General features: G+C 70.7%; 13 protein-coding genes. 7 read left to right on the forward strand and 6 right to left on the reverse strand.

The genetic code is table 11. The features are described 5' to 3' along the window. The first annotated feature begins 724 nt into the window (after nucleotides 1–724). Both AB0L65_RS50425 and AB0L65_RS50430 read left to right on the forward strand, forming a co-directional pair. Complete coding sequence (locus AB0L65_RS50425) at nucleotides 725–1,072, forward strand: hypothetical protein (RefSeq protein ID WP_364262079.1); 348 nt, start codon at nucleotides 725–727, stop codon at nucleotides 1,070–1,072. Then, on the forward strand, nucleotides 1,069–1,488 hold the full coding sequence (locus AB0L65_RS50430) for a hypothetical protein (protein WP_364262082.1): 420 nt from the start codon (nucleotides 1,069–1,071) through the stop codon (nucleotides 1,486–1,488). Before AB0L65_RS50425 ends, AB0L65_RS50430 begins: the two co-directional genes overlap by 4 nt. A gap of 588 nt (nucleotides 1,489–2,076) precedes the next feature. Here the strand turns inward: AB0L65_RS50430 and AB0L65_RS50435 are convergent. Further along, entirely contained in the window at nucleotides 2,077–2,439 is a 363-nt protein-coding gene (locus tag AB0L65_RS50435) for a hypothetical protein (protein WP_364262084.1), read from the reverse strand. Between the two features lie 129 nt (nucleotides 2,440–2,568). Further along, a complete protein-coding gene (locus tag AB0L65_RS50440) occupies nucleotides 2,569–2,832 on the reverse strand; it encodes a winged helix-turn-helix domain-containing protein (protein WP_364262087.1) in 264 nt (87 codons plus the stop codon). Between the two features lie 44 nt (nucleotides 2,833–2,876). Between AB0L65_RS50440 and AB0L65_RS50445 the strand changes: the two genes are divergently transcribed. Together AB0L65_RS50445 and AB0L65_RS50450 are read left to right on the forward strand one after the other, a co-directional pair. Next, entirely contained in the window at nucleotides 2,877–3,710 is an 834-nt protein-coding gene (locus AB0L65_RS50445) for an AraC family transcriptional regulator (protein ID WP_364262090.1), read from the forward strand. A 514-nt stretch (nucleotides 3,711–4,224) separates the two neighbouring features. Beyond that, entirely contained in the window at nucleotides 4,225–4,785 is a 561-nt protein-coding gene (locus AB0L65_RS50450; RefSeq protein WP_364262093.1) for a cysteine hydrolase, read from the forward strand. 198 nt (nucleotides 4,786–4,983) lie between these two features. On the opposite strand, the gene AB0L65_RS50455 is transcribed toward AB0L65_RS50450, so the two are convergent. The 3 genes from AB0L65_RS50455 to AB0L65_RS50465 form a co-directional block, all read right to left on the reverse strand. Continuing rightward, nucleotides 4,984–5,400 carry an HIT family protein gene (locus AB0L65_RS50455; RefSeq protein ID WP_364262096.1) on the reverse strand — a complete coding sequence of 139 codons (417 nt, stop codon included), beginning with the start codon at nucleotides 5,398–5,400 and terminating at the stop codon, nucleotides 4,984–4,986. Between the two features lie 197 nt (nucleotides 5,401–5,597). Further along, nucleotides 5,598–6,557 (reverse strand): hypothetical protein, encoded by a 960-nt coding sequence (locus AB0L65_RS50460; RefSeq protein ID WP_364262099.1) that lies wholly within the window; start codon nucleotides 6,555–6,557, stop codon nucleotides 5,598–5,600. Between the two features lie 105 nt (nucleotides 6,558–6,662). Beyond that, the gene (locus tag AB0L65_RS50465; RefSeq protein ID WP_364262102.1) at nucleotides 6,663–7,802 is read right to left on the reverse strand and encodes a putative sulfate exporter family transporter; all 1,140 of its coding nucleotides are present in this window, start codon (nucleotides 7,800–7,802) and stop codon (nucleotides 6,663–6,665) included. Nucleotides 7,803–7,872: 70 nt separating this feature from the next. On the opposite strand from AB0L65_RS50465, the gene AB0L65_RS50470 reads away from it, so the two are divergent. From AB0L65_RS50470 to AB0L65_RS50480, 3 genes are all read left to right on the forward strand, one after another. Then, a complete protein-coding gene (locus AB0L65_RS50470) occupies nucleotides 7,873–8,769 on the forward strand; it encodes a LysR family transcriptional regulator (protein WP_364262105.1) in 897 nt (298 codons plus the stop codon). 45 nt (nucleotides 8,770–8,814) lie between these two features. After that, a complete protein-coding gene (locus AB0L65_RS50475) occupies nucleotides 8,815–9,282 on the forward strand; it encodes a hypothetical protein (RefSeq protein WP_364262107.1) in 468 nt (155 codons plus the stop codon). Nucleotides 9,283–9,416: 134 nt separating this feature from the next. Next, nucleotides 9,417–10,529, forward strand: a complete 1,113-nt coding sequence (locus AB0L65_RS50480) for a hypothetical protein (protein ID WP_364262110.1) — start codon at nucleotides 9,417–9,419, stop codon at nucleotides 10,527–10,529. A 50-nt stretch (nucleotides 10,530–10,579) separates the two neighbouring features. Here the strand turns inward: AB0L65_RS50480 and AB0L65_RS50485 are convergent, their stop codons facing one another. Then, on the reverse strand, nucleotides 10,580–13,450 hold the full coding sequence (locus AB0L65_RS50485) for a DUF6493 family protein (protein WP_364262113.1): 2,871 nt from the start codon (nucleotides 13,448–13,450) through the stop codon (nucleotides 10,580–10,582). Between the last annotated feature and the right edge of the window lie 149 nt (nucleotides 13,451–13,599).

Consider the following 13,599-nt stretch of genomic DNA (forward strand, 5'->3'; position numbering starts at 1 on the left):
GGCCGAGTCGTTGGCCGCGTAGGCGAGGTAGTAGACGCCGTTGCGCTTGAACATCCAGGGGGCCTCCCAGAAGTTCGACACGCCGCTCGGGGTGGTAGAACTGTCACAACCGAGGTGGATGAGCCTCTCTGCGTCACATCAATTGAGACGGGACAATTCTGGAGCGTGAGTGCCGGCCGCGTAGGGGCGGGGGCGGCGGTAACGGCCGAGCCCACGACGCCGGCGCAAACCGAGAAGGCGGAACGGCGGACGACGCCACCTCCCGACACCCAGGCGGACACCCCGCCCGAAGACCTCGCCGCCCGCCCCCAAGCCGACCCGCACCCAAGAAACCCACGAGCGCCGCGGTGAGCGACGATTCAGGGGTGGGCCCGACCTCCCGCCCGACCTCCCGCCCGACCTCCGAAGATCCCCCGGAGCGGCCCGCGGAGACCAGTGATGGAGGGCACGAGAGGCTGTGAGGTCACGCCCTGCTCGGGGCGATCCCACCGGCCGGCCACCCCAGTCGATCAACAGGCCGCCCGCGACGAGCAGCGCCGCCGCCGCGACACCGGCCGACGCCAGGATCGTCGTCCGGCGGCGCCCGGACGCCGGAGGGCGCGCGGGCGAGGGCAGCGCGGTCGGCGTGGCGCACGGGCGCGGTGGAGAACCTGGCCACGCGCCGGGCCATCTCCACCTCGCGCAGGAACCTGTTCCGCTCTCTGGGGTCGGTCAGCAGGCTGCGATGCAGAAGCTTGACGGCGACCGGCTCACCGTCCGCCGCCTGCCCGAAGTAGACGACGCCCTGGTCGCCTCGCCGAACCGTCCGACGATGTCATACGGCCCTCGTCCTCCACCAACGGCTGATTCACCGAGCCCCCCAACAGCACCAACAGACCGGGCAAAGAGCTTCCAGCGCGACAGTCGGGATATCCACGCTCGCGATCAAGAAGCACTTGTTTTCACGGAGATCACAATCTCCGTACAAATGCGGACAAATGTTGACCATTCCACTTTCCTGATGGTTAATCGAAAGGGAGTGCGCCGCTTTCAACGGGGGAAGCGGCTCTTCATGGCCATGGGGGAAACATGACCAGGAGTCTTGTCGGCATGCTCTTAGCCGCCACCGTCGCGACCGGGGTCATCGCGGTGACGCCGACCGCGGCCTCGGCATCCGAACTGGGGCAGAACGCCGCTCGTCCACACCTGCTCAACTACAAGATCTACTTCGGCGAATGCGAGGACACCTGCCGCATCAAGGTGCGGATCAAGAGCGTCACTCGCCTGAAGCTCTACGACGTCAGCCTGAACGCCCGGCTCTGGGTCAACGGCAAGAAGGTCGGGTCCTGCTACGACTACGTCGGCAGCATCCGCCCCAAGGGGGTCCGCTGGGCCGGGTGCACCGTACGGTCATCGAAATTGTCCACCATGTGGAACCGCTACCTCGACGGCGAGATCGACTTCAATACCGAGACCAAGACCAACGTCCATTACGAGTGGTATTCGTGACCGGCGGCCCAGGGGCCCTCTTCTCTGCTTCAGGGTAGAGGCAGGCCGTTCAGTGACATGATCATTCCGCGCGGATTCCGCCGCAGGCGTTGGGGGATCATGATTCCCCCAACGCTCGCTCAATGCGTTGGTTGGCCACCTCGCGCTCGCCGTCGATGCACTTGGCGTAGATCCTCAGGAGCACGTCCACCCGTCCGGCTGCATGCACCACTTGGAGGACGACTCATCGTTGAGAGGGAAAACGGCCATTCAAGGGAAATCCCCGCGGCACACGACCGGGAAGCCGTCCTAGACGAAAGTTCTGATCGCATCGCGGAGGTTCCGGGCTCGACCCGAAGGTCGCGCTTCCGCGGGGAACTTCGGGGATATCCCCACAACGACCACATGCCACATTGCCCCGACGATCACCTCTGGAATGGGGGGCAATGCAGGCCCCCACCACCAGTGCGGTGACCGGAAAGGTTCGCCGGGCTGCTCGTTGGCACGCGTGCCAACGTAAGGGCAGGCCGTCCCGGGCGAAGGCTTCCGATCACAGCACCAGCGTCGGGCTTTCGCCCAGGGCGATAGATAATCTGGCGTTCATAGAGGCTAGAAGCAGTCTTTTTGGGGTGTGCGTCCCGAGGCCTCGATCTCGACGGTCTTGTTCTTGGAGCTGCCGGGGGCCGTGAGGATCATCGCGATGTGCAGCTTCTTGCCGCCGTGGCTGCCGCTGCCGCTGCCGCAGACCGAGCGCGCCTGCTTGGTGAGGTGGTGGAAGCGGTAGATGACCTTCTTCCAGTTCTTCTCCGGCGTCATGACCATCCACTCCTCACCGTCGGTCTTCTCGTCCGTGCAGTGGCTGACGCCCTGGCAGGGGTGGGTGTACTGCTTGACGGACGCCTCGGCGGGGTGGGTCAGCAGCGCTCCCGTGGCTGCCGCGGCCACCAGGCCCAGGGCAAAGGTCTTCATCATGTGCACTTAGATGTTCGCGGCAACCTCAAGGTTCGCGGCTGTCTGGGCTTACTTGCCATCGCTCGGCGCTCAGTTGGCTGCGTCGACCGGCGAGCAATCCGGTGAACTTTCCGGTCGCCGCACCAGCTGTCACCGCTCGGCACGGCGATCCCGGATCGGGTCGGGGCCGGAGCGGTGGTGGATGAGCCCTTCCTGACGGAGTTTCCGCAGCGCGATGGTGATGGCGGCCGGCCCGTACATGTCCATCAGCTCCTGCTCGGACGGGAGTGGGTCGCCCGGCTTGAGCCGACCGGAGGTGATCGCGTCGCGCAGCTCCTCAACCAGGCGCCGCGACGGCGGTACGGGGGCGCTCGTCATGCCGCCGGTCACGTACGTGCCCTTGGCGTGCACCATCTCGACGCGGCGGGAGGGGTGGACGTCCCGCCAGGGCCTGGGCGGTGCGTTTCGACCCGTTCCCGCACGTTAAACTCGGCGTCGGCGTGCGGGGCGAATGCTGGCTGGCCCTCGAAGGGCACGAACCTGTGCTCCTGAGAGGGGGCGACTTCTACCTCCTGGGCAACCCTCCGCCCTACGTGCTGGCCAGCGAGCTCACCGCGACTCCGCGCGCCGCGAAGTCGTTGTGGGACGGCGCTACGAACGGCGCTGTGCGTATCGGACCCGAGGCCGGGGAAGACACATTCCTGTGCAGTGGGCACTTCTCGTTCGACGACACGAATGCCTCGATCCTGATCGATGTTCTACCGCCGCTCGTGCACGTCCACGCCGCAGATCCTCGAGGCAAGCTGCTCGCGCACCTGAGCGAACTGCTGGTCACCGAGGTCGAGACCACCGCCGTCGGGGGCTCTCTGGTCCTGGACCATCTCGCACAGATCCTGTTCGTTCATATGCTGCGCGCCCACACCGACCAAGCCGGTCGGCCCACCGGCTGGCTGGGAGCGCTCAGCGACGACGGCATCGGTGCCGCTCTTCGCGCCATGCACGCAGACGTGGCGCACCGTTGGACACTCAAAGAGCTCGCCGGTATCAGCTGCATGTCCCGCTCGGCGTTCGCCGCAGCCTTCAAGAAGCAGGTCGGAACCGCACCACTGGAGTACTTGATCGAGTGGCGAATGAGCCTCGCCCGCGATGCCCTGCGTCGCGGCACCCGATCGATCTCCGAACTCGCATTCGCGACCGGCTATGAATCCGAGAGCGCATTCAGCACCGCATTTCGCCGCGTAGTCGGCTCCTCACCCAAACAATTTCGCGATGCGGCACACCGCGCTGCTTAGCGGCAGGGCGAGGGATCAGGCACCCGGCGGGTCGGCGCGGTCGGACGGGAGGAGGTCGAGTGAGCGGGCCTTCTGCAGCGTGCAGGGTGCGCAAACTCGGATGTGGCCTCGGGTCTGCGGCTATCCGCCCCGTCTATGCGGCCCGTCTATGCGGCCCGCCGGTATGGGGAGCCGTACGAGGCGTGCGACGAACTCGGCCGCCGGCTCGCCATCGTCCTCCATCACGCGGATCTGCACCATGACCAGCCCCTCTCGATCACGTCGGGATTGTCCATGCCGGTGTCCTGTGACATCGAACCTTGAGCTCGTGCCACCGAGGTTTGACCTTGGTCAGGGGCCGGCTGTGGTGGACATGGAGCCTGACGGCGCTGCCTACGACCCAGGCCGCCTACGCCGCGGCCGATGGCTCTTGCGCGAATCCGTCCCACTATCGTCGTACTAGATCGACGACAACAGTGCCAAGGATACGACCGTGAGGATGGCCGATGGCGCGCCGTACAGACAAGGAAAGCGTATGACCAGCACCGCGCTCATCGTCGGCGACCTGCAGGCGGGCATCGTGGACAACTACCCCTTCGCCGCCGGCGTGCTTCCCGTCGTGGAAAAGGTTCTCCCCGCGGCCAGAGCCGCCGGAATTCCCGTGATCTTCATCCGTTTCGGGCTCCGGGCCTCAGGCCTTGATGTGGCAGCGGGAAACCAGCTGATCAGCGGCCTGCACGGGGCGGGGACGCGGTTTCACGAAGATTCTCCCGAGACGCTCGTGCACCCGCGCATCGAGCCGTTGCCGGGCGAGGCCGTCGTCCTCAAGCGCCGTGCCAGCGCGTTCGCGGCGACCGACCTCGATCGGCTCCTGCGAGCCCAGCACATCGACTCGATCGTGCTGACCGGTGTCGCGACCGGGGCGATGATCGCCGCTACCCTCTACGACGCCTCCGACCGCGATTACCACGTGACCGTGCTCAGCGACGCCTGCGCCGACGGGGAACCGGACGTGCACGACTTCCTGATCAACCGCGTCTTCCCGGCCAGGGGTGCTGACGTCCTCACAGGCCACGCGTGGACCGCCCGCCTATGACCAGCCGTCAGCATTGAAGAAGCGCGAGCGGGTTCTCTCGTTGCACAACCACCGCGCCCGCCGCGCCTCCCCTCAGGTTCCGCCTTGGCGGTAGGTACGCAGCACAAGCGTGTCGTTCTGGACTCTCCTCTGGAAACGACATAGGGGTCACCGTATGGCGGCGAGCGCCCAGGGAATTTCATCCCCAGGCGGGCCGGTTCAGAGATAAGGGCTGAGGCGCTTGGCGATCCTGTCGGTCTCATCGAGGTCGAGAAGAGGCACCTCGCCTGATCGCGTGCCGCCGTCGGGAAGAGTGCCGGCGACATGGAAGTGAACATGGGGGACGGTCTGGTGCGCGGGCGCTCCGTTGTTCTGCCAGACGGCGATGCCCCCGGGGTCGTAGGCGGCTGTGATGGCCAGGGCCGTCCGCCGCACGGCGTTCATCAATTGCTGCTCTTCCGCCGGGACCACGTCCATGACCGTCGGGCGGTGAGCGACCGGGATCACCAGCACGTGCCCCTGCCCACGCTGCCAACGGGTGACCAGGATGGCGACCTGCTCCCCCTGTTCCAGGATGGTGACGGGGTGCAGCCCGGCGAGGTAGTCGCAGAAGGGGCACCGGTCCGCGGATGGCATGGATATCGGCATGTTCCGATCGTCCCGCCGCTCAACCTTCGGTGACACACTCAAGGTCCGCGCGCGTAGGACAACTGACCGGCTGATCCTGCGAGAACAGCCCATCGTTGCGGAACTCCACCGTGCACGTAACGAGACCCGCTTGCTCGTGACCCGGCAGGCCAGGGGCCGGGTCTCCGCAGCCCCCCTGGTGCCAGCTATCTGAGGGCGAAGACCGCGGAGGTGGAGTCGGTCTCGCTCTGCCGTACGGTGCCCGCGGCCCAGACCTCCGTGGTGCCGGGGACGAGCGCCAGGTCCCACAGCTTGATCACCTTGCCGGCCACCTGAGGGGCGCTCACCGACCACTGACCCGCGGCCGAACGGGACAGCACGCGGGAGCTCGTGTCATCCGGTGGATCCGCGATCACCCGGATGCCGCCCCGGCCGTCCGCGACCGCGTCACCGAGGCGCCACGCGGGTGTCACCGGGGCCGGGAGAGGGACGTCGACCGGTGGCCAGGCGCGGCCGTCGAAATGCGCGGCGAACAGCTTCTCGTCGTGGTCGCCGAAGACCCAGACATCGTTCTTGGCCACCGCGAGAATGCCGGTCAGGCTGACGGTCTCCTTGTCGCGGCCGGCGGGAAAGGCGGCCTTCTTCCAGGCTTTGCCGTCGAAGTGGGCCACCCTGCAACAACCGATCGCCCAGACGTCCTTCTGCGACACGGCGCTGGTCCGGACGACGTCCCTCGGCGCTCGCCGCTCCCAGGTGCGGCCGTTCCAGAACCAGGACGCCGAATGGCCGTCCGAGCCGAAGGCCCAGACGTGGTGGCGACCGAGCACCAGGCCGCGGCTGAGGTTGGGGTGGGGTCCCATGGCGGATCTGCCCGCGTCCGTCCAGCGACGGCCGTCGTAGCGGAGGGCGGCGGACTCTCCGGTGTCGCTCGTGGTGAAGGCCCACACGTTGTCGGGCGAGGACGCGCCCGCCGAGCCGATGGCGCCGTAGTGGCGGCCGGGCAGTTCGGCGGCCCGCCAGGCTCGGCCGTTCCAGTGCTGCGCCACCGGACGGGCGGTCCCCGCGCATTCGTCGTCGATGGGCTCGCTCTGGCCGAAGACCCAGACGTCGCTCCGGCTCAGCGGAACGACCGCCGACATCGAGTCGCAGCCGCCGAAACTGTGCATCCGGATCACTTCCCAGACCGGCTGGTTAGCCGTGGGCGGGACCGCGATCAGACCGACCGTCAATAACATTCGTGTCAGCACAGCACCCATCATGCTGCCCGCGCGTCACCCGAGCAGCCAGACCCCCGCCAGCGAGATCGTTCCGATGAGCCCGGTGGCGATGCCGCCGAGCAGCATGACCCGGCCGCCCTTGAGCAGCTTCCGCAGGTCGATCCCCGTGCCGAGGGCGAACAGGGCGGCGGCCATCAGCGCGTTCGTGACCGCCGGGACGTTCTCGGTCACCACCGGGGGCAGCAGGCCCGTGCTCCGTACCGCCACCATCGCCAGGAACCCGGCCACGAACAGCGGCACGATCGGCGGCCTCTTCGCGGGAGTGGCGGCAGGCGGTGCCACCGGACGGGTGAGGGTGGCGCCGCGCCCGGCCACCACCGTCTGGGCGGGCCCGGCCACCGTCGGACGAGCAGGCACGGCCACCATCGGCCGGGAGGGCACGGCCGCCGCCGGCTGAGCAGGCACGGCCGCCGTTGGCTGGGCAGGGGCGCTGCGCGGGCGGCGCAGGGACGTGGTGACCGCGACGATGGGGGCGAGCAGCACGACCCGGGCCAGCTTGACCGTCACCGCCGTCGCCAGCACGCCCGTGGCCGCGCCGATCGCCGCCACCTGGGCGACCTCGTGCACGGCCGCTCCCGCCCACACTCCCAGCTGCTCATGCGACAGCCCCAGCCAGGACGCCAGCAGCGGCAGCACCACGATGGCCGCGCTGCCGTAGAGGACCACCACGCTCAGCGCGCCCGCGGCGTCCTCGTCCGAGCTGTCGGCGCTGTCGTGCATGGCCGCGATCGCCGCCGCCCCGCAGATCGACACGCCGGTGGCGACCAGCAGCGACGTACCGGGGGTAAGGCCGAGGCGGCGGCCGGCCAGTGGCGTGAGCACGAACGTGAGCCCCGTGGCGGCGGCCACGACCGCGAGCGCCTGCCACCCCAGCGCGAGCACCTGCGGCACCGCGATCTGCAGCCCGAGCAGCACGATCGCCGCGCGCAGCACCCGCCTGGAGACGAACAGCAGCCCGGCACGCAGCGGCGCGCGGATCACCCCGGCGGTGGCCAGCGCCGCCCCCAAGACCACCGCGGCGGTGGCCGGGCTGAGCCCCGGCACGAACCGGTTGACGGCCAGGGCGGCCACCGTCGCCAGCGCGCACGCCGCGATGCCCGGCAGGCAGGACGTCTTGGAGGGGGAGGGAAGCATGATCCCAGTCTTCGGGGCCTTCGACAGGGCCGGTAGCCGCGCATTGCCTGGGAGGTCATAGCCTGTGGCTATGACTGCACTGCCCGATCTCGACTCCCTCAAGCTCCTCGTGGACGTGGGCGAGCTCGGCAGCCTCGGGCAGGCGGCCAAGCTGGCGGGCATCGCGCAGCCGTCGGCGAGCAAGCGCATCGCCCAGCTCGAACGGCGGCTCGGCCTGCCGCTGCTGGAGCGGACGCCGCGTGGCTCCACGCTCACCGCCGAGGGCAAGATGGTGGCGGGCTGGGCCGCGCAGGTGCTCGCGGCGGCGCAGGAGCTCATGCGGGCCGCCGAGGCCGTCCGGCACGGCGAGGCGGCGCACATGCGGGTGGCCTCCAGCATGACGGTCGCCGAATACCTGGTGCCGCGCTGGCTCGGGGAGTTCCAGAGCCGGGAGGCCGGGGTTCAGATCGGCCTGGACGTGCTGAACTCCGCCGACGTGGCGGCGCTGGTGCTGTCGGGCGCCGGGGGCGTGGAGCTGGGGTTCGTGGAGGGGCCGACCGTGCCGGACGGGCTGGCCAGCCGCGTGGTGGGCACCGACAGGCTGGTCGTCGTGGTCGCGCCGGGCCACCCGTGGGCGCGCCGCCGCACGGTGCTCAGGGGCGGCGAGCTGGCCGCTACCCCGCTGGTCGTACGAGAGCGCGGCTCGGGCACCCGCGAGACCCTGGACGTCGCCTTCACCGGGCTCCACCAGGCCAGCCCGCGCCTGGAGCTCGGGTCGAACTCGGCCGTCAAGGGCGCCGCCCAGGCGGGCGCGGCCCCGGCGGTGCTCAGCGGGTACGCGGTCGAGGCCGAGCTGGCCACCGGCCGCCTCGTCGAGGTGCCGCTGGCAGGCCTCAACCTGGTCAGAAACCTGCGCGCGGTCTGGCGCCGGGGCCGCTCTCTCACGGGCCCCGCCGCGACCCTCCTGACCATCGCCAGCCGCCCCTGACGGGGTCTGCGCGCTTACCGAACAAACAAGGGAGAATCCTCAGCGATGAACATTACTCCCGCCCAGTTGCGCGACCTGGCCGGCCGCGCCGACGCACTCCAGGCCGAGGCCCGTGCCCTGTACGCCGGTCTGCCCGCCGATTCACCCGAACGCGCCCACCTCCAGGCGGCGCACCACGCCGCCGAATGGCTGAAGCGAGCGGGCGAGGACCTGCTGCGCGCGGCCGGAGACCTGGCCCAGTACCGGGCCCTGGCCGAGTCGACGTGCGCCTTCCCGTGGGGCGTCTGTCCCGAGCACGGCAACACGCTCTCCTCCATGGCCAACGTGTCCACCTGCCGGGTGTGCAGCCGCACGTGGGACTACAACCGGCGCGGCCAGAAGTGCGGCGAGCCGGTGACGTGGAAGGTGACCGACCGGGTGGGGACGGAGTCGCTGATGTGCGACGGGCACGTCCTCGGCGCTCGCGCGGCCATGCAAGGCGCCACCTTCATGCGCCTCGACGCAGGGACGTAACCAGGAAATTACCCCCTCATCTCGCCACAAAAGCGCTGATCAGCGACCTGCAACAGCCGTAAACAGCCCCCAGATCAGCGATGCATCCTGCATCCTGGGCATGCATTCGCGTTTTCCCCCTTCAAGGAGCTGCCGTGACCCGGTATGCCGTCGATCACGCCCGAAACGCGCTCGTCGCCCACTGGAGCACCGGCATCGGGGACGTCGCGGTCACCGTGGCCACTCTTCCCCCGGACCGTGCCTCGGACGCCCTGCGTCTGGCCGCCCGCCTGACCGAGCTGTCGCAGGCCTGCTGGCGCTGCTACACCCACCCGGCGAGCATCTCCGACCAGCATGGGCCGGGCAGCCTCGGCTGGCACCGGCAGCGCGAACGCGACGCCTTCACCGGCGTCGTCCCGATCCTGACCGCCTCCACGCACGTCCCCGAACCCGCCAAGGTCGGGGAGATCGCCCAGCGCACCGGCCGCGCCCTGCGCGCCCTCGACAGCCCGGAGCTCACCGTCCAGGTCGTCGCCGACATCGCCGCCGAGCTGTCGGCCGTGGAACAGGCCGAGCGCGGCGACCTGTCCGGACGCGCCCAGCAGGCCGTCACCCTCAGCCGCGAGGACGCCTCACCCCTGCAGGTCGCCCAGGCGGACGCCTTCCTCAACCGCCAGCCCTTCGGCTGCGAGGAGCTGATCACGCAGATCGACCCCGCCGCGGCCGCCATCGCCGCCGCCCACTGGCTGCACGCGGCGGCCGCCGCGACGGGCCGCCGCGTCCGGCAGCATCCGGTGCAGGTCGTTGCCGAGGGCGACCACCTCAGGCCCCTCGCCGTCGAAAGCCTCGTCGAGATCGTGAGCGCCATCAGCTTCGGCGCCACACCGCGCCAGACGGTCATGCCGCTCATCCGCCACACCCTGCACGTCGCCGAGGGCCACCTCTGCGGCGTGACCGACGCCAAACGGCGCATCGCCGCCGCCGAACGCCTCGTGGCCAGGACCCGGATCGACCATCCCCACCCCGGCTCCGACTCCGTCTGCCTGCCCATCACCTCCCTCGACCCGGCCCGGCCGGCCCTCGACCTGCTCGACAACCTCATGGCCGGCATCCACGGCTGCTGGCTGCACTACGCCGGTCATGCGCGCACGCAGGACGCCTTCTCCTGGCACGATCCGGACGACGACCGGCGGCAGGAACGCCATACCGAGCTGTTCCTCACCGAAGTCCGGCAAGAAGCGGCCACCCGCCACCAACACCTGCTCTGACGCGCCTGCACCCTCAGCGAGGCGCGGCCAGGCCATCGAGTCGTGGGGCCTCACGCCCGGCCGAGGTGCTCGTCCAGCCGGCGGGCCGCGCGGATGAGCCCGCTCGACCCGTCACGCGCGGCGATGCCGGCGACCTGAGGGATAGTGCCGCGCGCCCCGGCCCAGCCGGCCACTTCGGCGGCGAACTCCAGCGCCCGGGTGTGGGCGGCGTTGGCCCGCTCCCCGGGTCGCGGCAGGAAGACGGGCAGCAGGCCGCTCATGACCTGCCAGACCTCCCGGTGCGCGCCCTGCCGCGCGCACTCTTCGAGCGCCTGCAGCACCGGGCCGAGCTTGACGTCGAGCAGGCGCAGGCACTGCCCCAGCTGCCGTCCGCACTCCGCGGCGGGCAGGGCCTCGGTGGCGGCCGCCCGCAGCAGCAGCTCCCGGGAGTGCTCGGCGTTCCAGCCGCGCTCGCCCAGCAGTATGCCCACAAGCAGTGCCATCCCTTCGCCCGCGGGCCCGTCCTGGTGGCAGAGCCGGGTCGCGTGCGGGCGCAGGCGGCCTGGCCCTTCCCAGCCGCCGTACAGGTGCGGGATGAGGTGCATGGCCACGACCTCCCGGTCCGAGGGCAGCACGAGCCACCACGACGACTCATAGGAGCCGTGGTGGCTCGGCCGATGGAGGGGCGGGTCACAGAACAGCGCGTCCACAAACGCCACCCCCGTCGGCTCCTGCCGGATGCGCGGGCGCGGACGGCCGCCGGGCGCGGTGGGCCATTCGACGCTCGTCACCGGTTCCGGCCGTGCCTTGAGCCAGCGCACCAGCGTGGCACCCGCCTCGGAGGCCAGCCCGTCGGCGCGGGCCACCACGCCGGAGTCCACCTCGCGCGGCAGTCTCAGCAGCGCCTGCCCCAGGTCTGCGGGCAGGGGCCGGACGCCGTTGCGCTCATAGCCTTCCAGCCTGGCGACGAGCTCGGCGGGGTCGATGTGGCCGGAGGTGAGGGTGGGCGTGGCCAGCAGGTACGGCGGCAGCGTCCCCTCCTTCAACGCGGCGTGGATCTCGGCGCAGCGCTGCAGCATGGCCCGGTGAGGCGGTGAGACCAGCGCCGAACTGGGCAGCCGCCCCACGGAGGCGATCGGCAGCAGGCCGGGCGGCTTCTCCTCCCGCCTCTTCTTCCGCACCGGAGCGAAAAAGATCCGCTCCCCTTCCTGCGGCTCCTCCGTGTCGAGCCGTTCCGCGCCGCCGAGGACCAGTCCCAGCTCAGCCAGGCTCGTCGCGAGGCCACGGTGCACGCCGGGGGACAGGATCCCGGGTCGCTCCCGGCTCTCAAATGCCCGTCTCTCGGGTTCGCGAGGACCCGGCGGCTCCAGGACAGGACCGGCGGCCTCGCGCAGCAGCGCCTCCGTCCACTGCTCGACGTAGCGCCACTCACCCGTCCTGTCCAGATCCGTCGTGTGCGCCGGAGGCCGCCTGGCGCCGGGGTGGCGGACGAATCCGTCGAGCCAGCGTTCGAAGGCGAACTCGTGGTGCAACTCGCGGAAGGTGCCGGCCAGGTTCTCCATCGCCGGGCGGACCGGACGACGGCGGGGCGCCTCGAACGCCGGCAGCGTTCCCGGCTCGAAGGCGTCGGCCGGCGCGGCGTCGGGCTCGACCCGGCCATAGGCCGGGGTCAGGCGGGCCACCAGGTCGGGGGGCAGGACGGCCGCCGCCTCGCGCACTGTCTCCGCGCCCACGGGCGAGAACCGCTGCGCGTGCTTGACCGCCCAGCGCACCGAACGCTCCCTGACCTCGTACGACTCACACAGGAACGCCGAGGCGAGCGCGGGCGCCAGGTGGTCGAGGTCGTCGCCGGCGTCGCGGGCGGCCTGGTCGAGCAGGGTCAGGCCGGCACGTACGAGCTTGCTCTCGGACCGGAACAGCAACGCCGCCACCGCATCGTTGACCTCCTCACCGCTCAACGCGGCGCCGGGGCCGCGCAGCATCCGCAGGGCCAGCTCGGCCACCGGACCGGGGGCGGCGGGCAGCAGCCGTAGGTAGTCACCGACGCGTTCCCGGCTGGGCGCCGGGTCGAGCAGGTCGTGCAGGCGTACGAAAAAGCGCAGGTCGGTGGCGCTGCCGCCACGCAGGAACCGCCGGACGCACCCCTCCGCCAGCACCTCGCGCTCCACCGGCGCCGCCTCGGTGAGGGCGCGCAGCCAGGACCGGCCGGAAGGAGCGTCGATCCGGTCGTCGCGCAACGCCCGGCCCACACCCTCCGCCTCGAACAGCCGCGGGACCAGGTGCCGGGCCAGCGGGTCGCGGGCCAGGTCGGGCTCCGTGGACACCCAGGCGACGACGAGCGGCTCGTGGTCGGACGGCTCGGCGCCGGTGCGGCGCAGCAGCTCCAGCGCCAGCGCGACGGTGCCGTTCTCGAGCTGGAGCCGCGTGGCGCGCAGGCGTCCGGTCAGGTGCGCGGCGAGATCGGCCTGCCACTGCGCCGGCCGCGCGGCGATGACCCTCAGCAGCGGCTCGAGCGGCATTTCCTGGCCCCACTCGGAGAAGTCCCGCCGCAGGAGCCAGTCGGCGACCGCGGCCGCCCCGCCCAGCGTGCCCGCGCCCGCGACGCGGAGGGGCCCGATCCAGTTGTTCCGCGTCCTCCAGTCGACGTGGCGCTCGTGGTGGTGGTGCCCCTCCCACCACCACCGCTGCGCGACCTCTTCGGCCACACCCTCGTCCGTCCGCTCCCGGAGGTACTCCCGCATGGCCTGCTGCTCCTCGGCCTCCGCCTGCTGCCGCGCCGCGTCGAAACGCGCGTGAGCGGCCTGCCGCGCCTCGCTGATGTACGGGCGCAGCCGGCGGGCGACCTCGCGGCGCTCCTCCGCACCGAGCCGCAGCACCTCGTCGGCCACCTGAGACGCGTCGGCGGTGCCGACGGCCCGCTGAATGTCCTCCCACCCGCTCACGCTCGTGCCTCCCCGTCGTATAGGCGGTGCGCGGAGATCTTCTCGGGGGGTGGGCAGGTGCGGCTGTGCGCCTGCACGGCAGTGGTCATGAGGCGAACAGTAGAGATCACCACCGACAAACGCGCGGACGCCATCTTGGGCCGGGTTCC

The organism is Nonomuraea sp. NPDC052116 (genome assembly GCF_040680035.1).
GTDB lineage: Bacteria > Actinomycetota > Actinomycetes > Streptosporangiales > Streptosporangiaceae > Nonomuraea > Nonomuraea angiospora_A.